The following is a 25,721-nucleotide window of genomic DNA, read 5'->3' on the forward strand; positions in this document are numbered from 1 at the left end:
CAACATGAAAATTGATTTGAACTTATTAAATGAAGTGACTGCTTTTATTTGGGCAGAAGCCGATATGTTGGATCACTCTGAGCATGATGCTTGGCTGAATCTTTGGAATGAAAAAGGAGTGTATATCATTCCAATCGACCCAAGCCTGACCGATTACGAAAACAATTTGAACTATGCCTATGACGATCATCACATGCGCAAAATGCGTGTAGCACGTCTGGAAAATGGTGAAGCGATTTCAACCTCACCCAAGGCAAATACCGTTCGCAGTATTTCACGTGTGCGTATTTTAAAAGATAAAGAAGGTGAAATTGTTTTACGTTGTGCGCAAAACTTGCGTGAATTCCGTAAAGAGAACCTGAAACACTATACCGCAGATGTGACTTATCACTTAAACCGTGATGCAGATGCTGGTTTTAAAATCAATCGTAAAATCATTAACTTGATTAACTCTACCGATACCTTGGCGGGTATTAGCTATATTCTATAGGAGCATCGACATGCAACAGGTTGTATTAGTGACAGGTGCTGCGTCAGGTTTGGGTAACGTGATTGCTGAGTATTTTGCCAGTCAAGGTCATCAGGTGATTTTATCTGCCAGTACTTTGGAGAGAGCCGAGAATGCCAAAGTGCAGAGCCAATATGCAGAGCAGATGTTTCCTGTGAAATTGGATATTTCGGTTGAAGCGGATTTTCATGCGGTGGTGCAATGGATTGAGCAAAAGTTTTCCAAACTGGATGTGTTGATTAATAACGCCACTGTCACTAAGGCAACCCCTGTATTGGAGATTACGGCTGCGGACTTTGACTGGATTACCCAAGTTAACCAGCGCGGTACCTTCCAGTCTTGCCAGATTATTGGTCAGTATATGGCACAAAAAGGCTATGGGCGCATTATCAATATGGCGTCATTGGCAGGACAAAATGGTGGTACTGCCACGGGTGCGCATTATGCAGCGAGCAAAGGTGCCATTGTGACCTTGACCAAAATCTTCGCCAAAGAATTTGCGGCAAAAGGTGTCACGGTCAATGCAGTTGCACCGGGTCCAATGGAGTCTCCGATTGTGCATAGCGTAGTCCCTGACGAAAAGATGGAACAGTTTATTCAAAATATCCCCGTCAAGGCTTTAGGCAGTATGTCATTTATTGCGGAAACCTGCGGCTTGCTGGCGAGTCCCAATGCAGGATTCGTGACAGGCGCGACATGGGATATTAATGGTGGTTTATTCATGCGCTAAGTCATGGGCTTAGAGGGTGAGAAGGAGAATAAAACAATGACTACACTTTATGATGTTGTCGTGAAAAACCGCCATGTAGAAGGTGGAAATATTGCAGTCATGGAATTTGAGTCGGCAACTTCAACTCAGTTGCCGCAAGTCGAACCGGGTGCACATATCGATGTGCATTTGCCAAATGGTATGGTTCGCCAATACTCACTTTGCCAAAATCCAAATCAAGTTGGTAAGTTCCGACTCGGGATTTTAAGAGATGCAGAATCACGTGGTGGTTCGATCTCGGCCTTTGATGATATTCAAGATGGCATGCAGATTCAGGTCAGTGCGCCGAAAAACCTGTTTCCATTGTACCCCGCGAAACATACGGTACTGATTGGTGGTGGTATTGGTATTACACCGTTGCTGACCATGGCGTATCAGTTGTTGCAGGATGGAGAATCTTTTGAATTGCATTATTGCGGTAAAAGTGCAGCCAGCAGTGCCTTTGTAGATGAACTTAAACAGGGTGAATTGGCAGCATTTACGCATTTTCATTTTAAAGATGAAGGCGCAAATCATCGGGCGTTCTTTGAGGAAAGTTTCACGCAAGTCGAACCTGCAACCCATGTGTATACCTGTGGACCCAATGGGTTTATGGACTGGGTGATTAATCTTGCAAAGTCACACAATTTACCTGATACGCAGATTCATAAAGAATACTTTCAGGTCGAAACCGACTTAACGGGCGATAGTTTTGAAGTCGTTGCTCAGCGTAGCGGTAAAATTATTATGGTCAACGCTGAAGAAACCATTCTTACCGCACTGGCGCGTGAAGGCATAAAAATTGAAATGTCTTGCGAACAAGGGGTGTGTGGCACCTGTATGTGCGATGTGATTGAGGGTGAGCCTGATCATCGCGATGTGTATTTCACGGATGAAGAGAAAGCCGATAACGAGCAAATACTGGTTTGTTGTTCGCGTTCAAAATCACCGCGTTTAGTGTTGGATATATAAAGTCTTTCATGATTTGAGACGTATTTGATAGCTAAATGCTATAGGAGAGAATGATGAACTCATTACAAAAAATAAATGATGTAAAAGTTGACCCATTGCAATTTCGACGTGCTTTAGGGAATTTCGCAACGGGTGTGACCATTGTGACTGCGCAAAATGCGCAAGGTGAAAAAGTGGGAGTCACTGCGAATAGTTTTAATTCAGTATCGTTAGATCCACCCTTAATTCTTTGGAGTATTGATAAAAAATCTTCCAGTTTTCCTGTGTTTGAACAGGCAACGCATTTTGCAGTCAATATTTTATCTGGCTCGCAAATTGATTTGTCGAATAAGTTTTCTCGCCGCAATATCGATAAATTTGAGGGAACCAATTATCAGGAAGGTGAAGGTGCGAGCTTATTGCTAGAAAACTGTTCTGCAATATTTGAATGTGAACGTCATCAAGTCATTGAAGGTGGTGATCACTGGATCATTATTGGCAAGGTGGTGAATTTCCATGATCAGGGTCGTAGCCCATTGGTCTATCATCAGGGGGCGTACTCTAGTGTTATTCCACATCCAAGTTTGACGCTAAAACAGAACCTTGATCAATCTGAACTAGATTCAATTCATCATGGACATTTATACAGCAATGCCTGCTACTTGATGAGTCGAGCATTTAAGAGCTACCAAACCGATTATTTACCCAAGCAACTTGCTTCGGGATTCCGCACCAGCGAAGCACGTTTGCTGTTGGTTTTAGCCAGTGGAACGGCTTCTTCTAAAGAGGATTTACCGCGAGATATCGCTATGCCAATGCAAGAAGTAGAGCGTGCGGCAGCCATGCTGGCCTCACAGAAACTACTCAATGATCAAGGTGAATTTTTCGAGTTGACGGAAAAGGGTCGTCAAACAGCGCATTATTTATTTGAAATTGCAGACAGTCATCAGAACGAGGTATTTGACCAATATTCTGAACAAGAAAAAGAAGTCTTTATTAAGATTTTGAGAGATTTGGCAGGTATTTAATTAACTGCACCTCAATTATTATTTTAAAATAAATAAACTTATTTTCTATGTATCATTTTTGAGTAGATAAAATGATGCATAGAATTAACTTATTATTATTTTATATCTTTATAAATGGATTTTTTAGGTGTGGACATAATATTGTTCAGCATGGGAATAAAAAAGTCTAAAGGAAGCGTTTCCATGTCTTGATTAAAAGCGGGTGAGTCATATTTAAAACAAAATTCGGCTGTATATTCATAATAAGGATGATCTTTATATTTTTCACATTGATAACGGTCTAAACCAATGTGATGGAAAAAATAATATCCTTGAAAAATACCATGGTGTTTTAGCATCCAGTAGTTTTTTTCACTAATAAATGGCTCTAAAAGTGTGGCTGCGAGATCGGCATGATTGAAACAAGCCAGTGTATCGCCAATATCATGTAATAGCGCGCAGACAATATATTCTTCATCGCGACCATCTTGGTAAGCGAGAGTAGCTGTTTGTAAACAATGAGTTAGGCGGTCGACTGGAAATCCTCCATGATCATCTTTTAGAAGTAGAAGATGGTCAATCACTCTTTGCACGTGTCCTTGTTTAAACGCATTAAAATTCTGAGCAATAATTTCAAAGTCAGTTTTTTCACTATGCATAATATTGGTGAAATTGGCTTTTGTTGCTTTGTTCATTGCTTTCCTTAAATTATTGATTATTTATTTTTAATAAGCAAATATTATTCCATATTTAGAGTTGTTTACTTTGGTGCACTTTAAAAAATAATCACCTTGTGTTTGAAACAAAATATTTCATAAAAAATCAAATTGTTTGACATTTCAATATAAATGTAGGATTTTTATAGAGCTGAAAGTGGATTGAAAAACGAACAGTGAGTTTTGTGCACCATTAGGGTGTATCTATTGTTATATCTGTGATTGCAGCATTGTTATGTATGGTTTTGGTGCAATCCACAACTTTGACAATTCAATTAAATAAATGGATATTTTGATTAAGTCGTGATGATTTAATCTTTGCTATTAGAAAGGGATGGTTATGGTATTTAAAGTTAAACCTAAGTTTTCATTTAATAAAATTAGCCTATTATGCATGCTTGGTTTGGTTGGGGCTGGAAATGCATATGCAGACTTTATAGATGATTATAAAGGCACAATTTATCTAAGAAACTTTTATATAGAGCGTGATTTTGAAAACCCTGTATCTCCAGATATTGGGAGTTGGTCACAAGCTGCAACTCTTCGCTTAGAATCGGGCTATACCGATACAGCACTTAAAGTGGGTGTGGATGTCTTGGGTCAATATGCAGTGCGCTTGAATGATATGCATGAAGATCTACCAGACAGTATTTTGCCGTATGATTATTCTAAAGGTGAGCAGGAACGTTCGTATGGAAAGGCTGGTGCAACCTTAAAGCTCAAATATAACAACTCGGAATTTAAAGTGGGTACGCTTGAACCGAAACTGCCAGTTATATTCTTTGATGATTCTCGTCAGCTCACCACGATTTTTTCTGGGGCATTATTACAGTCTAAAGACATTAAAGATTTAGTGCTTACTGCGGGATTTATCAATCGTATCAATGCGCGTAATGATGACGAATACGAAAAATTGAGTCTATTTACGGGGAGTCCAGTCAATAAGTATGAAAGTGATGGTTTGGGCTTTGTTGGCTTGGACTATAACTTTACGCCTTCGGTTTCTGGTTCGTATTGGTATGGTCAATTGCTTGATATTTATCAACAACATTATGCCAACTTGGCTTATAGCACTAAGGTGGGTGATACCAAAGTCCGTTTGGATGGACGTTATTTTAATAACTCAGAATCTGGTAAAGCTTTGTATGGTGATATAGATAACCAATCTTATGGCTTTATGACCACCATCAATACAGGGAATCATACGTTAGCGACTGGTGTTCGTAAGAATGATGGTAAGAGTACGTTCCCAACAATTTCTGGTTATGTTCCACAGCCATTCTTGCATGCATGGTCGTTACTGGGGTTTGTGAAACCTGAAGAGCTGACTTGGCATGTACTTTATAGCTACGACTTTAAGGGCTGGGGAGTACCTGGTTTGTCCACTACATTGCGTTACTTACATGGTAGTGACATTTATCGTGCGGGCTATAGCGACAATGCTGAAATTGAACGCAGTGCAGCACTGAAATATGTAGTGCCTGAGGGAATGTTTAAAAACTTTGGTTTGGAGTACATCCATTACGATACCGACACGAAATATGGTGTTGGTTATGCAAGGGGGAATTCATTTGATGAAGATCGCGTAATTGCGAGTTATACCTATAAATTTTAAATTGCTTGGGAGTAAAAGCTAATGAGTAATTTAAATATTCATACTGAAACAGTGAATAGTAAAACAAGCATTTATGCATGGTATGTCGTTATATTGAGTATGTTGGCTTACTTGTTTTCATTCATTGATCGCCAGATTTTGGCGCTGATGATTGAGCCAATTAAGACGGATTTAAATTTAACGGATACCCAATTTAGTTTACTGCATGGATTGGCTTTTTCATTGTTTTACGCATTTATGGGTTTACCGCTGGCTTATATCGCAGATCGATTTTCACGACCTAAACTTATTTCAATCGGGATTATCTTTTGGAGTCTTGCAACGGCTTTGTGTGGTTTAAGTAAGAACTTTGTGCAATTGTTTTTAAGCCGTATGGGGGTTGGAATTGGGGAGGCTGCACTTTCTCCAGCGGCTTATTCGATGTTTAGTGACTTATTTACTAAAGAAAAGCTAGGGCGTGCAATTGCAATCTATTCAATTGGTTCCTTTGTAGGAGGTGGTGTCGCTTTTCTGGTGGGTGGTTATGTCATTAGTTTATTGAAAGATATGACGTTAATTAATGTTCCAATGTTTGGTCTGCTTAAAGCATGGCAAGTGGCTTTTATTTTGGTGGGTTTACCAGGAATTTTAATTGGTTTGTTGTTTATTTTGACGGTAAAAGATCCAAAACGTAAAGGACAGCGTTTGGATGAAAATGGTCAAGTTGCAAAAGTTAGCTTTAAAGAAGGTTTTCAATTTATTGCAAAACATAAGCAAACATTTACCTGTCACTATTTAGGCTTTACTTTCTATGCTATGGCTCTATTTTGTCTAACCAGTTGGACGCCTGCATTTTATATCCGTAACTTTGGTTTAACGCCAACAGAAGCAGGATACATGTTAGGTACAGTATTGTTGGTTGCAAATACTTTAGGGGTTTTCTCTGCGGGTTGGTTAAATGATTGGTTTATCAAAAAAGGACGTAAAGATGCTCCGATGATTACGGGAGTGATCGGGATTATTGGATTGATCCTGCCGATGATTCTGTTTACTCAGGTGGGTCAATTGTGGCTATCAGTAACTTTATTGGTTCCAGCAATGTATTTTGCTTCGTTCCCAATGCCAATTTCAACGACGGCAATGCAAATGTTGGCACCAAATCAATTACGTGCACAAATATCTTCAATTTTTCTATTAATTAGTAATTTGATTGCATTGGGAATTGGCACTACGTTGGTTGCTTTAATTACGGATAAGGTGTTTGGTAATCCAATGATGGTGGGTATGTCATTATCCATTGTGGGGGCATGTTCATGTGTGCTTTCTTTCTTGTTGCTTAAAAAAGGTTGCCAAGCCTTTATTCTTAGTATGCAAAAAGAACACGCAAGTTAAGTTTGGTAGAACGATACGAAATGCTCATTTTATCGTGAGCATTTTGTTTTTTAATCGTAATCTAATTCGGAAAAAATAAAATGATCCCTATGATGAGACAGCTACATTCTCTAGATAATTTCTTGATATTTAATTCGAATGATTACCAAACCATCAAAGAAAAAATTAGCCAATATCTGTGCCCTCATCGATTCGATGTGGTGAGTCATCAACAATTAAATACACGACTAAATGGTTTTTTATTCGGAACATCAGCATTGTACGACTTGAAATACAATGCTCCTGTGGAAATTACCATTGATGCGCAATCTGAGCATTATTTATTTAGGCTAACCCTTGAGGGTGAGTGCTTAGTGCAAGATAGTCAGCAGCGTTTGGTACAGTCTCCTGGTGTCATAACTGTTTCAAATCCACTGATTCAAAGTCGGATTGTTACAAATCAACATTGTCGAAATATTATTTTGAAATTATCAAAACCCGTCGTGGAAAAGCAGTTATTTAAAATATTAGGGTGTTCCATGCATGAAGCCTTGGCTTTTGAAAATGGTTTATCCTGCTCTGCGGAAGGAGCTGATGCTATTATTCAAACTTTGAGTTATTTATGCTACGCCCACGATCATATAGAAAATTGGAGTGTGATTTCTCAGAGTTTTGAGCAATATTTAATTGAGCTTGTTTTGCTTAAATTACCCAATAATTACAGTCGGCAGCTGAATTTACAGCAACCCATATTGTTGCCGAGCTATATGAAGCGAGCCAAACAGTACATCACATTGCACCTTCAAGAAAACATTACATTGTCTGAACTGGGAGAGTATTGTGGCGTTTCGGTGCGAACCCTGCAAAAAGGCTTTAGTGCTTATGTTGGACAAACACCTGTGGAGTACATTCGTGACTTGCGGATACAACAGGTTCATCATGAGTTATTGAATGCAGAATCTAATGAAACAGTTACTGACATCTTGCTAAAAAATGGAATCAATAGTTTTGGGCATTTTTCCTCACAGTATAAAAAGTGTTATGGGTGTTCACCTTCACAAACGTTAAAACTCGCAATAAAGCAAAAATCACTGTGAATTATGAATACAGTATTTCGTAATTTGAAGCTTAAATTCGCAATTGGATAAGCCGAAATCGACTCACTCTTTTACTATCGAATAATAAGCGAAAGGAGTGATGGATAATGAAAATTACAGTATTAGGTGGTGGACATGGCTGTTATGCGGCAGCTGTTGAAATGGCGGAAAAAGGGCATGAAGTGGTACTTTGGCGAAGAGATACTGATGCATTTACCACGTTAAATCAATTAGGACATATTTCAATTCGTGATTTCAAAGGAAATCGGCAAGTGAGTGTTGGGTTTCAAAATGCTCAAATTCAACTAGAAAATGATTTAAAAACAGCGATTCAGTTTGCAGAATTAATTATTATTCCGCTCCCCTCTACAACGCATTTGGATCTAGCACAGGCGTCTGCAGCTTATTTTAAAAATGGTCAGGTTGTTTATTTACCACCTGGCACATTTGGCAGTTTTATATTTGCTAAAGCAATGAAAGCTGTTGGAAATTTAGCACAAGTTGCATTTGCGGAAACGGGCACGCTGCCATATCTAGTGCGTAAGCACAGCGAAAATGAAATCGTAGTCAGTGGTTATGCAACACGATTACCGACAGGTGTGTTTCCGAGCACATTGTCTCAACATGCATTTGCTGTATTGAAGCAAGCTTATCCTAGTGTAGAGCCGATAGAAGATGGTTTGAGTGGTGCACTCATGAATGCGGGACCAATTATTCATCCGCCGTTAATTCTCATGAATGCAGGGCCACTTGAGCATTTTGAATCGTGGGACATTCACAACGAAGGAACACAGCCTTCGATTCGTCGAGTAACTAATCAATTGGATGCAGAGCGGATGCGCGTAAGAGAGGCTTTGGGTTACAACGCACCACATTTTCCTCTTGCAGATCACTACAACAAGGAGGGTCAAGGGGACGAGTGGATGTATGGGCGTGGTGCACATGGCAAACTTACGGATAGCGGTGATTGGCGTGAAGATATTGATTTAAATGCCCATCGATACATGCTTGAGGATACTCGACTGGGATTATCTTTTTTGGTTTCAGTTGGACGCTGGGTGGGGGTAGATACACCAGTTGCGGAAGGATTGCTAAATATTGCTTCAGCGGTCACTGGGCAAGATTTATATGATCAAGGCCGTACTTTTGAGAATCTGGGGCTTGCGAACACAACCAAGCTGGAATTGACTGAAATTCTCAAAAATGGGGTGTGATATGTTTGACTTTAAACGGATTTGTGTGGTTGGTGCAGGGCGAATGGGGAAAGCAATTTCCATTGCATTTGCATATTCAGGGCTGATGGTCAGATTGATTGATGTAAAGCAACGTACAGATGAAGAATTTTATGATTATCAGGAAAAAACTTATTCTGAATTGGAGCAGGAAATTTTCTATTTAGAAAAAATAGGAATGATTACGTTAGATCAAGTTGGATTTATTCAGCAGCGTATTCATGTCATCAATAAACAAGTCGCGGAATCATTCTTGCCAACATGTCAGTTAATAATGGAAGCAGTGCCAGAAGTTATTGAGACAAAAAAAGAGGTTTTTGCATGGATGGATGGGCTGATTGATTGTGATTGTGTTGTGGCATCCACGACATCGACTTTTTTGGTATCCGAGATTGCTAAAATGTTGTCACATCCAGAACGTGTGATCAATGCACACTGGTTAAATCCGGCTTATTTAATTCCATTGGTTGAGCTCAGTAAAACAGAACAGACATCGACTGAAGTGGTTGGGAAGTTAAAACATTTTCTACAGCAGATTGGTAAAGTTCCTGTGATATGTAATGCAACTGCTGGATACATTGTGCCGCGAATTCAAGCCTTGGCAATGAATGAAGCAGCAAGAATGGTTGAAGAAGGTGTGGCTTCTGCTGAGGATATTGATATTGCCATACGCACGGGATTTGGACTTCGGTTTTCAGTATTGGGTTTGCTTGAATTTATTGATTGGGGTGGGGGTGATATCTTATTTTACGCCTCTCAATATTTGAAACAGGAGTTGGGAGATCGTTATAACACACCTGAAATTATTCAGCGCAATATGCAGAATAAACAAAATGGATTGCGTGAGAACCAAGGTTTTTATGACTATCGGAATGTTGATGTTGAGGCATATAAGTTAGATGTACTGAAAAATTTTACGCAACGTATTACGAATAGTAATTTAAAACCTAAATTTAATATCTTGGGTTTGTAGGTGGGCGTACTGAATAGTAAAAAATTACTCAGACCTAGATTATTTTGGCTGAGATTATTAAATTCGGCTTAGCTATTGAAACTAGTTAGATTGTCAGTCACTCGCTTTAAATTTTAAGCATCTATTTTTAAGCCGCTCTATTTTAGAGCGGTTTTTGCATTTTGTAGGCTTAGTTTGCTCAGTGCTTGTATTTGTAGATGAGATTGTTTATTCAAAGATCGGCTTAAATCAAGCGTTGTTATCGGTCAGGAGTGAATAACTGAAATGCCGTCGTTCGAAATGCTGGAGGGGAATTGTAAATCTTTTTTCAGAGGCACAAAAACGCCTATTTTGATTCTAGTCTGGGTTCAGGCTGGCTATATGTTTCTTATATCTCAATTTTTTCATTCCAGGAATTTTATATGGTCGAGATGTCCAAATAAAGTGGCGTTCAGATTGGGGCTTTTTTATTGAAAAGTGAATTAATGTGGTGCAAAAAGTGTTAGAAAATTCTAATTTATTTTTGGTGTTTTTTTTGATTATGTGTTAGTTTAAATTAATGATAAATAAAATTAATAACTTAAGTTTGTTGTATCTAAGTGGCATGAAAGCTGCTTAGTTAAAGGGAGTAATATCTTAGATATTTCAATAAAAATATATCTAGGATGATATCAATAAGGAGAAAGGTTCAAATGAAATTCACTCAACTTGCTGTTTTAAGTTCAATCATCGTTGCAGGCGTTTCAAGCGCTTATGCAGATATCAAAGTTGGTGTGGTGACTTCATCGAGTGGTCCAGTCGCAATGGTTGGGATTCCACAAAAAAATACCATTGCGTTATTACCTAAAACGCTCGGTGGCGAGAAGGTTCAATATATTTCAATTGATGACGCCAGTGATCCTACTGCTTCGGTTAAGGCAATCAATAAATTGATTAAAGAGAATAATGTGGATGTGATTATTGGTCCTTCAGGTTCTCCAAATGCCATGGCAGTGATTGGAACAATTGCCAAAGCAGGCGTGCCATTACTTGCACCTGTCGGGACTTCAGCGGCTGTATTGCCAATGAATGAGCAGAAGAAATGGGTATTTAAAACCACCCAGAATGATGATGTGATTGCCCAAGCACTTGTTGAAGATATGGTGAAACGCAAAATCAAAACGCTAGGCTTTATTGGTACCGCAGATCCGTATGGCGATAACTGGGGCAAGGTAATTGCCTCGTTGGCAGCCAAGAATGGTATTAAAGTGGTTGCCAAAGAAAGCTTCCAACGACAAGACACGTCTCTGACAGGTCAAGCTTTGAAGTTAATTGCCACCAAACCACAAGCGATTTTAGTGGCTGCGCCAGGCAGTTCCGCGGTACCACCACAAACTGCCTTATATGATCGCGGATATCGTGGTCAGATGTATCAAACCCATGGTGCGGCTTTAGACCAGTTCCTAAAAATGGGGGGTAATAAAGTCAATAACACCATTCTTGCTGCAAGTTTAATGTTGGTGATTAACGAAATTCCGAACAACAATGTTTCGAAGCCAATCGCCTTAAAATACATGAATAGCTACAAGAAAATGTATGGAGAATATCCAGCGACATTTGGTGCCAATGTTTATGATGCAGGGCTACTTTTGGAAAAAGCCGCTCCTGTAGCTTTGAAGAAGGCGAAGCCGGGAACAGCACAATTCCGTCAAGAGTTGCGTACAGCTTTGGAGCAAACCAAAGAATTAGCAGGGACACAGGGTGTGTATAACATGACCTCATCAGATCACAGCGGTTTTGATAAACGTGGTCGGGTCATGATTACAGTTAAAAATGGTAAATGGACGTTGCTGAAATAATTTAAGTAGCACCTTTCTTCACTTATTCATCTAGATTTTTTAGAGATTAATTCGGTCTCTTCGGGGTCGTTTTGTCTCTAAAAATGACTAAGGGTAAGGCATATGGATTTTAATATTGCTTTAATACTAGGACAGGATGGAATTACCAGTGGTGCGATTTACGCGCTGCTGGCACTTTGCATTATCTTAGTTTTCACCGTCACACGGATTTTACTCATTCCATTAGGCGAATTTACCGTTTTTGGCGCACTCACCCTCGCATCCATTCAGGCGGGAACACCAAGTACCATTGTTTGGCTGGTCTCAGCTTTCTGTCTGGTCAATTTATGCTTGGATGCTTGGGAATCTCTCAGAAATAAAACAGCATTCCAGTGGAAAAAACAGCTCGGCTTAGTCGGGTACTGCATAATTTTAGTGTTGTGTATGTATCAACTGCCATTGGCGGATTTACCGACTTTCTTCCAGATTTTGTTAACCCTTGCGATTATCACCCCACTGGGTCCAATGATGTATCGTACCTTCTTCCAATCTCTAGCATCCGCTAAATCCTTGGTATTGTTGATTGTTTCGATCGCATCTCATGTTGCATTAGTAGGTGTGGGACTAATTATTTTCGGGCCAAATGGCGCGCAAACCAGACCGTTTAGTGAAGCCACTTTTGAATTGGGAATGCTCAGTGTGAATAGTCAAACGCTGTGTATTCTGTTTGCCTTTGTATTGTTGATTATTGCCTTGTGGTACTTCTTTGATAAGACCCTTTATGGTAAGGCTTTGCATGCGACAGCGGTCAACCGTGTGGGCGCTCAGCTCATGGGCATCTCGCCAATTTTCGCAGGAAAAATCACCTTTGCCTTGGCGGCATTTATTGGCGCACTCTCAGGAATCTTAATTTCACCAATCACCACTTTGTATTACGACTCTGGTTTTGTTATCAGCTTGAAAGGTTTTGTGGGTGCCATTATTGGGGGCTTGGTTAGTTTCCCTGTGGCAGCCGTCGGTTCGATTGTGGTGGGCTTGATTGAATCATTCTCAATGTTCTGGGCGAGTGACTATAAAGAAATCATTGTCTTCACATTAATTATTCCATTCTTGATTTGGAAATCCCTCACTTCTCGTCACTCAGAGGAGGATGGCGAATGAAAGCAAAATATTTATTTATTGGCTTCGCGCTAATGACCATGATCAGTCCATTTATTCTGCCTGATTATCAAGTCACTTTACTTAACTACATTGGTTTAAATGCTTTGGTAGTACTGGGTTTGGTCTTGCTCACGGGTGTTGGCGGCATGACTAGCTTTGGTCAGGCTGCACTGGTGGGTATTGGTGCCTATACCACGGCATATATTACCGCGACTGAACAATTGCCATCATGGTTAGCATGGACGCATGGCAGCCCTTGGGCAGCCCTGATTTTAGGTGTCATCATTACCATTATTTCCGCAATTATTGTTGGGGGCATGACGCTTAAATTATCAGGACATTATTTGCCACTCGGCACCATTGCGTGGGGCATTTCACTGTATTACTTTTTCTCCACCATTGAATCTTTAGGCGGTCATTCGGGAATCTCGAATATTCCAAGTGTTTCAGTGTTTGGTTATGCCTTAGATAGCAGCAATAAAATGTATTACCTAATTTGGTTGATTTTATTCATTGCGATTATCTTGACCAAAAACCTGCTCAACTCCCGTGAAGGACGTGCTATCCGTGCCTTAAACGGTGGTCAGCTCATGGCAGAGTCTATGGGGGTAAATACCTTTAGATCGAAGCTGGTTGTTTTTACCATTTCCTCTATTTTTGCCTCTATTTCAGGGTGGCTATATGCCCACAATCAAGCCTTCATTAACCCAACGCCGTTTGGGTTGCAAATGGGGATTGATTATCTCTTCATGGCATTACTGGGCGGTGTAGGACATATTTGGGGTGCGATTCTCGGTGCTGGTATTTTCACCATGGCACGCCAATGGCTACAAGATTTCTTGCCCATCATTTTTGGTTCCGAAGGGCATTATGAAACCATCGTTTTTGGTTTATTGATTGTCGTGTTGATGCAAAAAGCACCATCAGGCTTATGGCCAATGCTGGTGAAATGTATTCCACAACGTTTTAAACCTGAAAAAGATGCACATCTTGATATTGTGCCACCAACACGTGAATTACCGTCTTTAGCGTTACCGCAGCAAGGCACATTAATTCTGGAAGCCAAAGACGTCACCAAAAAATTTGGTGGACTGGTGGCCAACAACAACATGAACCTGAGCATTTATGCGGGGGAAATTCTGGCCTTGATTGGACCGAATGGTGCGGGCAAAAGCACGATGTTCAATCAGCTTTCAGGGGTAGATGTCCCGACCAGTGGTGAAGTGATTTTTCTGGGTGAAAAAATCAATGGACAAAGTTCACGCGAGATTGCCAAGAAAGGTTTAAGCCGTACCTTCCAGCACGTAAAAATCATGCCTGAAATGACAGTACTGGAAAATGCGGTGATCGGTGCACATCTACGTGGGCAGAAAGGGGTGTTGTCTTCAATGTTCGGTCTAGACCGCGAAGAAGAAAACAATCTGCTCAATGAAGCTAAATTTCAATTAGAACGCGTGGGCTTGGGCGATTATCTGTATACCGAAGCAGGCAATTTGGCGCTTGGGCAACAACGAATTTTAGAAATTGCCCGTGCGCTATGTGCACATCCTTCACTGTTATTACTGGATGAACCTGCTGCTGGTCTGCGCTTAAAAGAAAAGCAAGCCTTGGCAGACTTACTCACCAAACTACGCGCTGAAGGCATGGCAATTTTGCTGGTCGAGCACGATATGGATTTTGTCATGAATTTGGTTGACCGCGTGGTGGTGATGGAATTCGGACAAAAAATTGCAGAAGGCCTGCCAGAAGATGTTCAAAAAGATGAAGTTGTACTCGAAGCCTATTTAGGGGGTGCTGCATGAGCACAATAAATAATGATCAAGGTAAAGCACTGCTGGAAGTGAAAAACCTGAATGTTGCATATGGCAAAGTCGATGCCTTAATTGATTTCAATATGCGCGTGAATGAAGGTCAGATTGTTTCTGTGGTAGGACCGAATGGCGCAGGCAAAACTACTTTACTGTCTGCAATCATGGGCGTGCTGTCTTCTAAAGGCAATGTCGACTTTGATGGTGAAGTCGGGCAATGCCCGCAGATTGAACGGATGGTGGTCAGAGGCTTAGGACTGGTGCCTGAAAAGCGTGAATTGTTCAGCTCTATGAGTATTGAAGACAATTTAATGCTGGGGGCATTCCAACGTTATCGTCATGGCGATCGTGGTTATAAAGATAGTCTGGAAGAGGTCTATAGTATTTTCCCAAGACTGAAAGAACGTCGTCAGCAGGAAGCTGGTACTTTATCTGGGGGGGAGCGTCAAATGCTGGCTGTGGGGCGTGCCCTCATGGCGAAACCGAAACTTCTCATGCTAGATGAACCGAGCCTTGGATTGGCGCCACTGATTACCCGTGAAATTTTCAAAATTATTGATCAACTCCGCGGTCAGGGCGTGTCTATTTTATTGGTTGAACAAAACGCGCGTGCAGCCTTGAAGCTGGCGGATTATGCCTATGTGCTAGAAATGGGTGAGCTGTCGATTCAGGGTAAAGGGGCGGATTTATTGGAAGATAAGCGCATTATTGAAAGTTATCTCGGTACCAATAGTAAGCACCAAGATGTATTGGCAATTTAAAGTTGAGAGGGTGAAATGGACAAGTCAGCAAAAATCACGATTTTAGGCGCAGGTGCCATTGGATGTACCGTCGCTGCTCGACTCATTTTGGCTGGCTATGAGCACGTCAGCCTGATTGCCCGTGGTGAAAATTTAAAGCAATTGAAGTCACAAGGAATCCAGCTTCAAGATTTGACTGGAACGCATCAAGTGCATCCCTATCAAGTGGTTGAACACACTTCTGAACTGGGTGCACAGGATGTTATTTTTATTGCAACCAAAGCGGGTGCCTTAAAGCAGATTACGGCAAGTCTGCATCCCCTTTTGCATGATGAAACCGTGATTGTCCCGCTCATCAATGGCATTCCATTCTGGTATTTCTATCAGGGGGATAGCTCGCAACAGCCTTTAAAAACCATCCAATGTCTCGATACCGATCAGTATTTGATGCAGCATTTCCCACTGAAACATTTAATTGGTGCGGTGGTATTTATCACGGCTGAATTGCAGGGTTATGGCAAGGTACAGTCCAGCAATCCTTATCTGATTATTTTAGGCGAGCCATCCCACCAGATCACGCCTCGAGTGGAGCAGCTTCAGCAACTGTTTGCAGATACAGGCATTGAATCGCGTGTGCATGAAAGTATCCGTGATCAAATCTGGACCAAAGTGATTGCCAATTTAAGCTCCAACCCATTGTCGGTTTTAACGGGAGCAACCTTGCATGACATTTACTCACATCCACATTTACATGATGTTGTGACCAAAATGATGCTCGAAGCCCGTCAAGTTGCCGCCTGTTATGGCGCACGCATCAACATTGACCCTAAATTGTTTTTACAGTTGGGTGCGGACATGGGGGAAGTACATACCTCTATGTGGCAGGACTTTCAGAAGAAACAGCCTTTGGAACTTTCCGTGATTGCAGATGCCGTGCTTGAACTGGCAGAAGGCTATAACTGTCCGATGCCAGTCACAAAACAGATTTGTGAATTAACCAAATATTTAAGTGATCGCAATATGCAATCTGCCACAGAAAAAGTGGCTTAACACATAGAACAGATATAGGAAAATCAAAGATGAACTCTACAGTGAACGCGTTAAATGTTTCAAAAGAAGAATGGGAACTGCGAGTTAAATTGGCTCATTGCTATCATTTAATTGACTATTTTGGCTGGACGGAAACGATTTTTAATCACATTTCCGCGCGTTTACCGGGCGATGAGCACTACTATTTGGTCAATCCATTTGGACTAAATTATAGTGAAGTGACACCAGAGAATCTGTTAAAAGTCGATTTGCATGGCAATAAGGTTTTAGCATCTGAATATGATGGCAATCCTGCAGGTTTTGCCTTACATAGCGCGGTTCATGGTGTTCGAGATGATATTCGCTGTCTGATTCATACCCATACCACACCCATTAGTGCCGTGGTGCAAAAAAAGTCAGGCTTTAAATATGACAGCTTCTATGGTGCACAACTTTATGGGCGTGTTGGATACCATAGTTTTGAAGGCATTACGTTATTTGCTGAAGAAAAGGAGCGAATGATTCAAAGCCTTGGCGATCATCATATTTTAGTGCTCAGAAATCATGGCATTGCTGTCGGTGAAAGTAGCATTGAGAAAGCCTTTTTCTTGTTGTGGACCGTACAACGCGTGGCTGAAATTCAGTGTCAAGCAGATGCAATGGGCGGAGAAGATGTGCCTTTGAGTGAAGATGTGAAACAAAAATGTACCGATCTTACAGCAATGCTGATTCGAGAAAGTGGTTTCGCCAACAAGTTTTTTGATGCCATGGTCAGAAAAATGCATGAGAAATCTCGATACTAATTTTTCTGAATCTGTCTCATTTCGTAAAGCTCAAAAATTGATTTGAGCTTTACTTCGGATCTTCAAAAGCGGCTTTGCTCAGGCTTACAAAGAGAGGAATGAGTACTTAAGTAATAGATGATTTTAAAAAGATGGATGAAAGTGCTTAAATAAATAACTCGGTAGCGACTAAAATTTATCTTTGTTCAAATTTTGATGTAAGATAAAGCATTATAAAATTTAATTTGTTAGAAAAATCAAATAAATTTCAATATATTGATTTAACTTTTTTCTTTGAAAATGGGGTCTGACTGAATGTGTATTTTTTTATAATTTTATAGATTTATGTTATTTAACAAAATCTTATGACTTAAAAGTGTAATGGTGGTGCTTGTATGTATATAGCTACCTCCTTTAGAATCCAATTTAATATTCAATTAGTCTGAAGCATATGACCAATAAATACTCTAAATATTTCCCAATTCATGATGATTTTAATATTGATGATTTTCCGTATTACTGGATTTCACAAGTTTACGGCTTATATATTCACAAAATGGACAATGCGCTGAAAAACTATGGTTTAGATAACTCTAGACGACGTATTATTTTAGCGGCTTCTGCACGTCCAAACTCGAGTATTTCTGAGTTAGCAGAAATGACCATTATCAAAATTCCGACTGCGACCAAGATTATTTATCGTTTAAAAGATGAAGGTTTTTTAAATACCACTGCGTGTGAAACCGACAGTCGCATTACCCGTGTCAGCTTGACGGAAAAAGGTCATGAGATGGTGATTAAGATCAATGAAATTACCTCACTGTTACTGAATGATAGTTTTGCAGGGATTAAGCCTTCAGAACTTAATAAGTTGAATGATTTATTAAAAATTATTAAGCACAATTTGGCTTAATCTTATTCCAAATGCCTATATTCAATAGGCTTCTTTACTCAGTTCCTTTTATTGTTCCCTATGGAAGAAAATAAAAAAGGGGATGAAATAATGAAGAAGTCTGATTGTTCAGATGGACCGCTATTCATTTTTGGGTGGCGGTTTTTTTATGTTTATAACGAAAACTGTCTTTGTTCAGACCTAGATCAAATTGATTGAAAATTCTTCAAATGCAAGGCGTTTGTTCCTAGCGCGTCAAGTCATGACGTTCGAGCCTTTTCTTTTCTTGGCATCACATTACAATTCTCCAGATCAGGAGGTATTGGTTATGAAAGCATGTTCTGTGCGCATAATGCAAAATGAAGGAAAGGCATTTGAATTAAATTGCCAGCGCGATACAAACAATGAAGTGATTCAAATTTTTGATTTGGAAGGCAATGCACTGCCATTAAATCTGCGTAATCGTTGTGTGATTTGGAATGCAGAGGTCTGGTATTACTAAACCAGCCGACAAATAAAGTGCATCCCGAGTATTTTGGCAATGTGCAAGTGCATTGCCAAAATTTGTTATTGGTGGCTTTTGTGGGAATGCCATCATTCAGGCGGGTATTCACGTGAATAGGTTTTAAGCCTGACATATTTGAAATTTCGCGACGTGGCTAAAATTCAAGTTGTGCATTGGTTCAATAAAATGATGGAAAATTGCGAAATGGAATTTTAAATGCTATGTTTGATAATAAGTAAGTATATGATTATTATAAAAATTAAAACATAAAACTATTTCATAAGATGTGACTTTCTAAATACAAAATCAATCGGTATGATGGGTATGAAATAGCAACTTTGAAGTGTTTTTAAAAATAAGTATAAAGCTATACCTTTGTGGTACTTCACATCAGGTGATTTATATTTTAAAAATGAAAGGGACAAGTTTTTAAAAAGCACGTTGCTAGAGGTGTTCCTTCTATAAAACAACCAATCTCAGGATTTTGATTGGCATAAAAGTTGCTGATTAAGCAATATGGTCTTCGCTAGGTGAAAAGGATATGACATCACTCAGCCAACAGATGAATCTAAATCATTATTCGAGTCAGGCGGATTTTGCCCAAAATTTAATGTCGACAATTTGCGGCGAGCATCGCCTTGATACCAGTGCTCGCGATACGCTGGATTTTCATTATGATGGTATGCGGTTGCCCAATCGGAAAATGGCGATTGGAACGATTCGTTATGGTGCTAATGTCGCCATTAATATCTCCAATTTAAAAGCCTATAGCATCAGCTTGCCTTTACAGGGAACGCAGGCACTTTGGATGCGTGGTGAACAGTATCGCTCCAATGAAAACCGCGGTTTGATTGTCTCGAATAATGATCATCAGGAATTGATCATCGATCGGGACTGTCAGAAGTTACAGGTGGTGATTCCCGAACGCAGTATGCACATGGTTTTGGCAGATCTACTCAATCAACCTATTGAGCAGCCGATCATTTTCAATCCTGAAATGCGGGTGGAATCGACCCAACTGATTGATGCGTGGTGGAAGAATATTCAGAATTTTTTGCAGTTTAATACGCAAAATAATGGATTTTTCGGTTTGCAAATGTTGTCCGATGATTATGAAAATTTTGTGATTAAGGCGTTATTGCTTTCACAAGAGCATAATTATTCTGCTGCATTACACGCGCAGGCACAGCAGCAAGAACCGACGTATATCCGCAAGGTAAAAAGCTTTATTGTTGATCATGCGCATGAAGAGATTTGTGCTGAAGATTTGCAGCGCTTGGCGGGCGTTTCAAAGTCCAAACTGTATGATGAGTTTCAGCACTATTATGGCACCAGCCCAATGTCTTATTTGCGTAAATACCGTTTGCAGCAAATTTATAAAACCTTAAGCCATGCCAATCCGAATGCCAAAATATCCATTTCAAAACTGGCTTATGATTGGGGTTTTACCCATCTCAGCCGTTTTTCACAAGACTATAAAGAGGAGTTTGGTGAAAAACCGAGTGAAACCAAAAGTAAGTCGCGTGAATAACTCCTAATAAACAACAAACCCCTGATTCATCAATCGAATCAGGGGTTTTTTTATGCAGGATTAAAATAATTTAGACCGAACTTTCCAAGCTATACGCGACTTTGGCTTTAGACTTTTCATAAATCACTTTTAGGGTTAAAGCGGTAAATGAAATAAAGGTTGGAATTGCCAATACAAAGAAGATACCACCTAAACTTAAATTAAAGGTGAAAATGAGCGAACCGAAGAAAGCACCTAAAATTGCGCCAATACGACCAATACCATGCATCCAAGACACACCAACTGCGCGGCAAACGGCTGGATAGAACATAGTCGCCAATGGCAGTAGTGATGACTGTGCCCCTGCAAGCAATGCACCAATCAAGAAAATCGTAATCCCAAGCAATAAAATATTGGAGCTGACTGCACCTGCAACTAGGAATAAACCGAATGCGATGAGGTAAGCATATTTAATGACCGTGGTTGGGTTCACTTTATCCATATACCAACCCATGATGGTTGCACCAATCACACCACCGAAAGGGAAGATGGCGGCAATTAAGCTGAATTGTTGTGTGCTAAAACCTGCAGTTTTTAAAATGGTCGGCATCCAGCTGGTCAAAAGATAGAACACCAACAGGCTGGTAAAGCAGCATAACCACAGCATGCTTGAACCCCATAAGTATTTGCCCAATACAATTTTAACTGGGCTTTCATTGGTGCTTTCTGTTTGTGGCAAGACCAGTTTTACAGGTTCGCTAAACGGTTGTCCCTGAATTTTTTCCAAAATGGCAAGGGCTTTGTCTTGGCGATTGCGTGCAATTAGCGATTGGGTAGATTCGGGTAGCATGACAATAAGGGCGACTACAAGTAGCAATGGAATACTGCCACCAATCATGATCACTTTTGCCCAGCCAAATGCTTCGAGTAAGTAGGCAGACAATACTCCACCACAGGAAATACCCAACATAAAGCCGCAACCTGCCAATCCAGTAAGGAAGGCTTTGCGCTTAACTGGCATATATTCAGACACCATGGTACTGATGTTGGGCATGGCTGCGCCTAATCCGACCCCAGTAATAAAACGGAAAATCATCAGTTCTTGGGTCGAGCTGGCGAAACCACAGAGGATGGTAAACACTGAGAACAACAGGGTCGTAATAACAACGATGCCTTTACGACCAAATTTATCCGATAGTGGTCCAGATATAATTGCACCAATCGACATCCCGACCAATGCAGCACTCAAGACGGGTGCTAATTGAGGTTTGGTAATGCCCCAATCATCCAGTAAAGCAGGGGCAATAAAGCCAATAATGCCCGTATCTAAACCATCACAGAAAAACACCAAAAAGCCGAGAATAAAAACCAGCCATTGTAAGGGGGAGAGTTTCTCCCGATTGATAATTTGGTTGACTTCAATTGTTCTCATCATTATTCCTTCCTAACTTTTATTAATCTGGCGGGTGGATTCCCCGAGTCATCCCTTGCACCAGCGTTATGATTGGTTGAATTGCATGCTTCATTCAAAATGTGTGGCGTTAATGTCTGTATTGGGTTTCGTAGCAGTCTTTGCTATGACAGGCTTGCTACGCAGTAATCTGTTGACTGAGGAAATAAGGGCTGAAAATCAGAATGAAGTAAGAACAAGAAGTTCATATTCAACTTGAGTCATCGGCTGGAGTATTTCCTGTGGACCTAACTTGATTGAACTATTTTTATATCCAAGGGACTATCCATTAACTCCTGAACTTCATCCATTTTTTCCATTCATGCTGGATAGTTTTTTAGGGATAGTTTTTTAGGGATGGTTTTCTTGAAGCTACATAATTCCTGAATAATCAATATTGAGAAATGCAATTTAGAATTGCGCATGGATTGGATAGTGCTCGCAGCTTTTGGACAGTCAACCTGAAAATTTGGATAGAAGATAAAGCCATAACAAAGTCAGGAGTTGACGATTATGGCTGGTCAAACGATTCAGATAAAAACCAAGACTGGTAAACAATTTAGTGCTTACTTGGTCACCCCATCTACAGCGAAAGGACCGGGCATTGTACTGTGTCAGGAAATCTTCGGGGTCAATGCCGCGATGCGGGAAAAAGCAGATTTCCTTGCCGAGGAAGGCTACACCGTTCTAGTCCCTGACTTATTTTGGCGCAGTGCACCCAATATTGAATTGGGCTATACCCCAGAAGATTTTCAAACCGCTTATGCGCTTTATCAGCAATACGATGAAAACTTAGGTGTGGAAGATATTCAGGACAGTCTGGCTTATCTACAAACACGTCCTGAGTGTGATACCTCAGTTGGACTTGGGGTTGTGGGATATTGTTTGGGTGGAAAGCTGGCGTATTTAGCTGCCTGCCGTTTACCAGAAGTTGCCTGCGCCGTTGGCTACTACGGGGTCGGTTTGGAAAATGTACTGCATGAGCTGGCAAATATTAAAGGGCGTTTGGTGCTGCATATTGCAGAGCTTGACCAATTCACCCCACCAGATGCACGACAAGCGATTCTGCAAGCCGCGAGCCAATATAGCAACGTCACAGCCTATGTCTATGAAGATGTCGATCATGCTTTTGCACGACCAAAAAGCGAGCATTACCACAAACCCTCCGCACGCTTTGCCCATGAGCGTACGGTGACTGCACTGCATGACAGTATTGGGCCACATTATGACTTGGTGGCGTTATGGGAAGAGCATATTCGACATGAATTTGATACCCGTGATGTCCCAGCGACAATGGCAACCATGGTGGCAGAACCTTATGTCAATCACATTCCCACGCTAACAGGTGGTGTGGGTCAAAGTCAGTTGGCTCGATTCTATCGCTACCATTTTGTGCATCAAAACCCTGAAGACATGAAGATCACGTCCATTTCGCGCACGGTGGGATCAACGCAGGTGGTCGATGAATTCATCATGAGTTTTACCCACGACACCGAAATTGATTGGCTGCTCCCAGGGGTGAAACCTACAGGCAAATACGTCGAAATTCCAATGTTGGGTGTCATTCAGTTTCGTGGATCTAAACTGTGTCATGAACATATTTATTGGGATCAGGCATCGGTACTGGTGCAAATTGGCTTACTCAATCCCGAGGGTTTGCCTGTAGCTGGGGTTGAGACGGCCAAAAAACTCCTTGATGAAGATTTACCTTCCAATACCTTGATGCCGTCATGGAACAGCAGTGAAGGCAAGCCGATTGGAGAGGGAGTATGACCATGAATATAGATTTAAAAGGCAAGGTTGCCGTGGTCAGTGGTGGTGCAACCCTCATTGGCAAAGCCGTGGTACAGGCTTTGGTGAATGCAGGCGCACGCGTCGCCATTCTGGATATCGATACCAATGGCAAGCAAGTGGCTGAAAGTTTTCCTTATGACGTGATGTTCATTCAGGTGGATTTGACCAGTGATGTTGCGATTCAGCAGGCGGTCAAAAACATTCATCAACATTTAGGTGAAGTTAGTTGTTTGGTGAACTTGGCATGTACCTATCTGGATGATGGTTTTCAGTCTTCTCGTCAGGATTGGTTAAAGGCACTGGATGTCAATCTGCTGTCCGTAGTGGAGTTAACAAGGGCCTTCTATGCGGATTTAAAAAAGCAGCGTGGTTCGATTGTGAATTTTACTTCGATTTCCGCCAAGTATGCGCAAACAGGGCGTTGGTTATATCCAGTATCTAAAGCGGCTATACGCCAATTAACCCAAAGTATGGCCATGGATTTTGCCGCAGATGGCATTCGGGTGAATTCGATTTCCCCAGGCTGGACATGGTCACGGGTGATTGCCGAAGTCAGCGGCAACAACCGTGAAAAAGCAGATGACGTGGCTGCGGATTATCACTTATTGGGTCGCTTGGGGCATCCAGAGGAAGTCGCCAATGTAGTGCAGTTCTTACTCTCATCCGCAGCAAGTTTTGTGACTGGGGCGGATTATGCCGTCGATGGTGGCTATTCAGTGATGGGACCTGAAGGTTCACAACCCGCCATTCCACGCTTAGCCAGCTAAGACAGACATTCATTATTCAGAACATTAAGAAATTTGGAGAAGCATATGCGCCGTATTGCAATTGTTGGAGCAGGACAATCAGGTCTGCAACTGGGATTAGGTCTGTTAGATACAGGCTATGACGTAACTTTAATTACCAACCGTACTGCCGATGAAATCCGTCAGGGCAAAGTTATGTCTAGCCAATGTATGTTTCATACTGCCTTACAAACTGAACGGGATTTAGGGCTGAATTTTTGGGAAGAGCAATGTCCTGCAGTAGAAGGAATTGGTTTGGCTTTGGTTAATCCTGAACATGGGGGCAAAGCCTTTGAATGGAGTGCACGTCTGGAACGCTATGCACAATCGGTCGATCAGCGCGTAAAAATGCCTTTTTGGATGCAGGAATTTGAAAAACGTGGCGGGCGGTTAATCATTCAGGATGTGGGGATAGAAGAACTAGAGCAACTGGCAAATGAATATGAGTTGGTGCTTTTGGCAGCAGGCAAGGGCGAGGTGGTAAAACAGTTCGAACGTGATGCGGAACGCAGTACTTTTGATCGTCCGCAACGTGCCTTGGCGCTGACCTATGTTAAAGGCATGCAACCCATCTCTCCCTATTCACGAGTGACGTTTAACATTATTCCAGAAGTGGGCGAATACTTTTCCTTTCCCGCGCTCACCATTAATGGACCTTGCGACATTATGGTTTTTGAAGGCATTCCAAATGGTCCAATGGACTGTTGGCAAGATGTCCAAACGCCTGAACAACATTTACAGCGTAGTCTGGAGTTACTGAAAAAATATGTGCCATGGGAGTTTGAGCGTTGCCAAAAGGTTGAACTTACTGATGCAGGCGGTTATTTGGCAGGTCGTTTCCCACCGACCGTGCGTAAACCTATCTTGACACTCCCTTCAGGCAAAAAAGTCTTTGGTATGGCAGATGCCTTAGTTGTAAATGATCCAATTACTGGTCAAGGCTCAAATAATGCAGCCAAATGCAGCAAGATCTATTTCGATGCCATTTTGTCTAATGATGATCAAGCCTTTAGCGAAGCATGGATGCAACAAACCTTTGAACGCTATTGGGCATACGCCGAAAAAGTCGTGGCATGGACCAATAGTCTGCTTTTGCCACCACAACCGCATGTCGTGGAATTACTTGCAGCCGCCAGCCAGAACCAAGCCATTGCTTCAGTGATGGCAAATAACTTTGATGACCCACGTGACTTTGCGCCGTGGTGGTTTGATGCAGAACAGGCACAGCATTTTATTGCTTCGAAAACGGCACAAAAAGTTGCGTAATCAGGC

At 41.2% G+C, this 25,721-nt stretch carries 23 protein-coding genes; 21 read left to right on the forward strand and 2 right to left on the reverse strand.

Annotation, left to right across the window (positions count from 1 at the left end):
- Nucleotides 1-4 precede the first annotated feature (4 nt).
- From GWK51_RS00670 to GWK51_RS00685, 4 genes are read left to right on the forward strand one after another with little or no spacing between them, the layout of a single operon-like run.
- The gene (locus GWK51_RS00670) at nucleotides 5-490 is read left to right on the forward strand and encodes an aromatic-ring-hydroxylating dioxygenase subunit beta (RefSeq protein WP_161932284.1); all 486 of its coding nucleotides are present in this window, start codon (nucleotides 5-7) and stop codon (nucleotides 488-490) included.
- Nucleotides 491-500: 10 nt separating this feature from the next.
- Nucleotides 501-1,238 (forward strand): SDR family NAD(P)-dependent oxidoreductase, encoded by a 738-nt coding sequence (locus tag GWK51_RS00675; RefSeq protein ID WP_161932285.1) that lies wholly within the window; start codon nucleotides 501-503, stop codon nucleotides 1,236-1,238.
- Between the two features lie 36 nt (nucleotides 1,239-1,274).
- Nucleotides 1,275-2,228, forward strand: a complete 954-nt coding sequence (locus tag GWK51_RS00680) for a PDR/VanB family oxidoreductase (RefSeq protein ID WP_161932286.1) — start codon at nucleotides 1,275-1,277, stop codon at nucleotides 2,226-2,228.
- 50 nt (nucleotides 2,229-2,278) lie between these two features.
- On the forward strand, nucleotides 2,279-3,235 hold the full coding sequence (locus tag GWK51_RS00685) for a p-hydroxyphenylacetate 3-hydroxylase reductase component (protein WP_109428773.1): 957 nt from the start codon (nucleotides 2,279-2,281) through the stop codon (nucleotides 3,233-3,235).
- A 95-nt stretch (nucleotides 3,236-3,330) separates the two neighbouring features.
- On the opposite strand, the gene GWK51_RS00690 is transcribed toward GWK51_RS00685, so the two are convergent.
- On the reverse strand, nucleotides 3,331-3,909 hold the full coding sequence (locus GWK51_RS00690; protein ID WP_161932287.1) for an HD domain-containing protein: 579 nt from the start codon (nucleotides 3,907-3,909) through the stop codon (nucleotides 3,331-3,333).
- Between the two features lie 355 nt (nucleotides 3,910-4,264).
- Here GWK51_RS00690 and GWK51_RS00695 point away from each other — a divergent pair, with 355 nt between their 5' ends.
- From GWK51_RS00695 to GWK51_RS00755, 14 genes are all read left to right on the forward strand, one after another.
- Nucleotides 4,265-5,545, forward strand: a complete 1,281-nt coding sequence (locus tag GWK51_RS00695; protein WP_407925951.1) for an OprD family outer membrane porin — start codon at nucleotides 4,265-4,267, stop codon at nucleotides 5,543-5,545.
- A gap of 21 nt (nucleotides 5,546-5,566) precedes the next feature.
- A complete protein-coding gene (locus tag GWK51_RS00700; RefSeq protein ID WP_161932288.1) occupies nucleotides 5,567-6,916 on the forward strand; it encodes a spinster family MFS transporter in 1,350 nt (449 codons plus the stop codon).
- 80 nt (nucleotides 6,917-6,996) lie between these two features.
- Nucleotides 6,997-7,992 (forward strand): AraC family transcriptional regulator, encoded by a 996-nt coding sequence (locus tag GWK51_RS00705; protein WP_161932289.1) that lies wholly within the window; start codon nucleotides 6,997-6,999, stop codon nucleotides 7,990-7,992.
- Nucleotides 7,993-8,099: 107 nt separating this feature from the next.
- A complete protein-coding gene (locus tag GWK51_RS00710) occupies nucleotides 8,100-9,206 on the forward strand; it encodes an NAD/NADP-dependent octopine/nopaline dehydrogenase family protein (RefSeq protein ID WP_161932290.1) in 1,107 nt (368 codons plus the stop codon).
- Between the two features lies 1 nt (nucleotide 9,207).
- The gene (locus GWK51_RS00715; protein ID WP_161932291.1) at nucleotides 9,208-10,197 is read left to right on the forward strand and encodes a 3-hydroxybutyryl-CoA dehydrogenase; all 990 of its coding nucleotides are present in this window, start codon (nucleotides 9,208-9,210) and stop codon (nucleotides 10,195-10,197) included.
- A 671-nt stretch (nucleotides 10,198-10,868) separates the two neighbouring features.
- Nucleotides 10,869-12,014 carry an ABC transporter substrate-binding protein gene (locus GWK51_RS00720; protein WP_161932292.1) on the forward strand — a complete coding sequence of 382 codons (1,146 nt, stop codon included), beginning with the start codon at nucleotides 10,869-10,871 and terminating at the stop codon, nucleotides 12,012-12,014.
- Nucleotides 12,015-12,116: 102 nt separating this feature from the next.
- Complete coding sequence (locus GWK51_RS00725; RefSeq protein ID WP_161932293.1) at nucleotides 12,117-13,154, forward strand: branched-chain amino acid ABC transporter permease; 1,038 nt, start codon at nucleotides 12,117-12,119, stop codon at nucleotides 13,152-13,154.
- Entirely contained in the window at nucleotides 13,151-14,956 is a 1,806-nt protein-coding gene (locus GWK51_RS00730) for a branched-chain amino acid ABC transporter ATP-binding protein/permease (protein ID WP_161932294.1), read from the forward strand. Before GWK51_RS00725 ends, GWK51_RS00730 begins: the two co-directional genes overlap by 4 nt.
- Nucleotides 14,953-15,723: an ABC transporter ATP-binding protein gene (locus GWK51_RS00735; protein ID WP_100242810.1), complete on the forward strand. Its 771-nt coding sequence runs from the start codon at nucleotides 14,953-14,955 to the stop codon at nucleotides 15,721-15,723. The genes GWK51_RS00730 and GWK51_RS00735 overlap by 4 nt, the downstream gene beginning before the upstream one ends.
- A gap of 15 nt (nucleotides 15,724-15,738) precedes the next feature.
- Nucleotides 15,739-16,752 carry a ketopantoate reductase family protein gene (locus tag GWK51_RS00740; protein WP_161932295.1) on the forward strand — a complete coding sequence of 338 codons (1,014 nt, stop codon included), beginning with the start codon at nucleotides 15,739-15,741 and terminating at the stop codon, nucleotides 16,750-16,752.
- Between the two features lie 29 nt (nucleotides 16,753-16,781).
- Nucleotides 16,782-17,534 (forward strand): class II aldolase/adducin family protein, encoded by a 753-nt coding sequence (locus tag GWK51_RS00745; protein ID WP_161932296.1) that lies wholly within the window; start codon nucleotides 16,782-16,784, stop codon nucleotides 17,532-17,534.
- A gap of 430 nt (nucleotides 17,535-17,964) precedes the next feature.
- Nucleotides 17,965-18,426, forward strand: a complete 462-nt coding sequence (locus tag GWK51_RS00750; RefSeq protein WP_032068911.1) for a MarR family winged helix-turn-helix transcriptional regulator — start codon at nucleotides 17,965-17,967, stop codon at nucleotides 18,424-18,426.
- A 307-nt stretch (nucleotides 18,427-18,733) separates the two neighbouring features.
- Entirely contained in the window at nucleotides 18,734-18,907 is a 174-nt protein-coding gene (locus tag GWK51_RS16430) for a hypothetical protein (RefSeq protein WP_171334116.1), read from the forward strand.
- Nucleotides 18,908-19,451: 544 nt separating this feature from the next.
- Nucleotides 19,452-20,441 (forward strand): AraC family transcriptional regulator, encoded by a 990-nt coding sequence (locus GWK51_RS00755; RefSeq protein ID WP_161932297.1) that lies wholly within the window; start codon nucleotides 19,452-19,454, stop codon nucleotides 20,439-20,441.
- A gap of 70 nt (nucleotides 20,442-20,511) precedes the next feature.
- On the opposite strand, the gene GWK51_RS00760 is transcribed toward GWK51_RS00755, so the two are convergent.
- On the reverse strand, nucleotides 20,512-21,852 hold the full coding sequence (locus GWK51_RS00760) for an MFS transporter (RefSeq protein WP_161932771.1): 1,341 nt from the start codon (nucleotides 21,850-21,852) through the stop codon (nucleotides 20,512-20,514).
- Between the two features lie 531 nt (nucleotides 21,853-22,383).
- Between GWK51_RS00760 and GWK51_RS00765 the strand changes: the two genes are divergently transcribed.
- From GWK51_RS00765 to GWK51_RS00775, 3 genes are read left to right on the forward strand one after another with little or no spacing between them, the layout of a single operon-like run.
- Nucleotides 22,384-23,643, forward strand: coding sequence for a dienelactone hydrolase family protein (locus GWK51_RS00765; protein WP_161932298.1), 1,260 nt, complete (start codon nucleotides 22,384-22,386; stop codon nucleotides 23,641-23,643).
- Nucleotides 23,644-23,645: 2 nt separating this feature from the next.
- The gene (locus tag GWK51_RS00770; protein ID WP_161932299.1) at nucleotides 23,646-24,431 is read left to right on the forward strand and encodes an SDR family oxidoreductase; all 786 of its coding nucleotides are present in this window, start codon (nucleotides 23,646-23,648) and stop codon (nucleotides 24,429-24,431) included.
- A gap of 45 nt (nucleotides 24,432-24,476) precedes the next feature.
- Entirely contained in the window at nucleotides 24,477-25,715 is a 1,239-nt protein-coding gene (locus GWK51_RS00775; RefSeq protein WP_216071654.1) for a styrene monooxygenase/indole monooxygenase family protein, read from the forward strand.
- The last annotated feature ends 6 nt before the right edge of the window (nucleotides 25,716-25,721 follow it).

It is taken from the genome of Acinetobacter kanungonis (genome assembly GCF_009939195.1).
Classification (GTDB): Bacteria; Pseudomonadota; Gammaproteobacteria; order Pseudomonadales; family Moraxellaceae; genus Acinetobacter; species Acinetobacter kanungonis.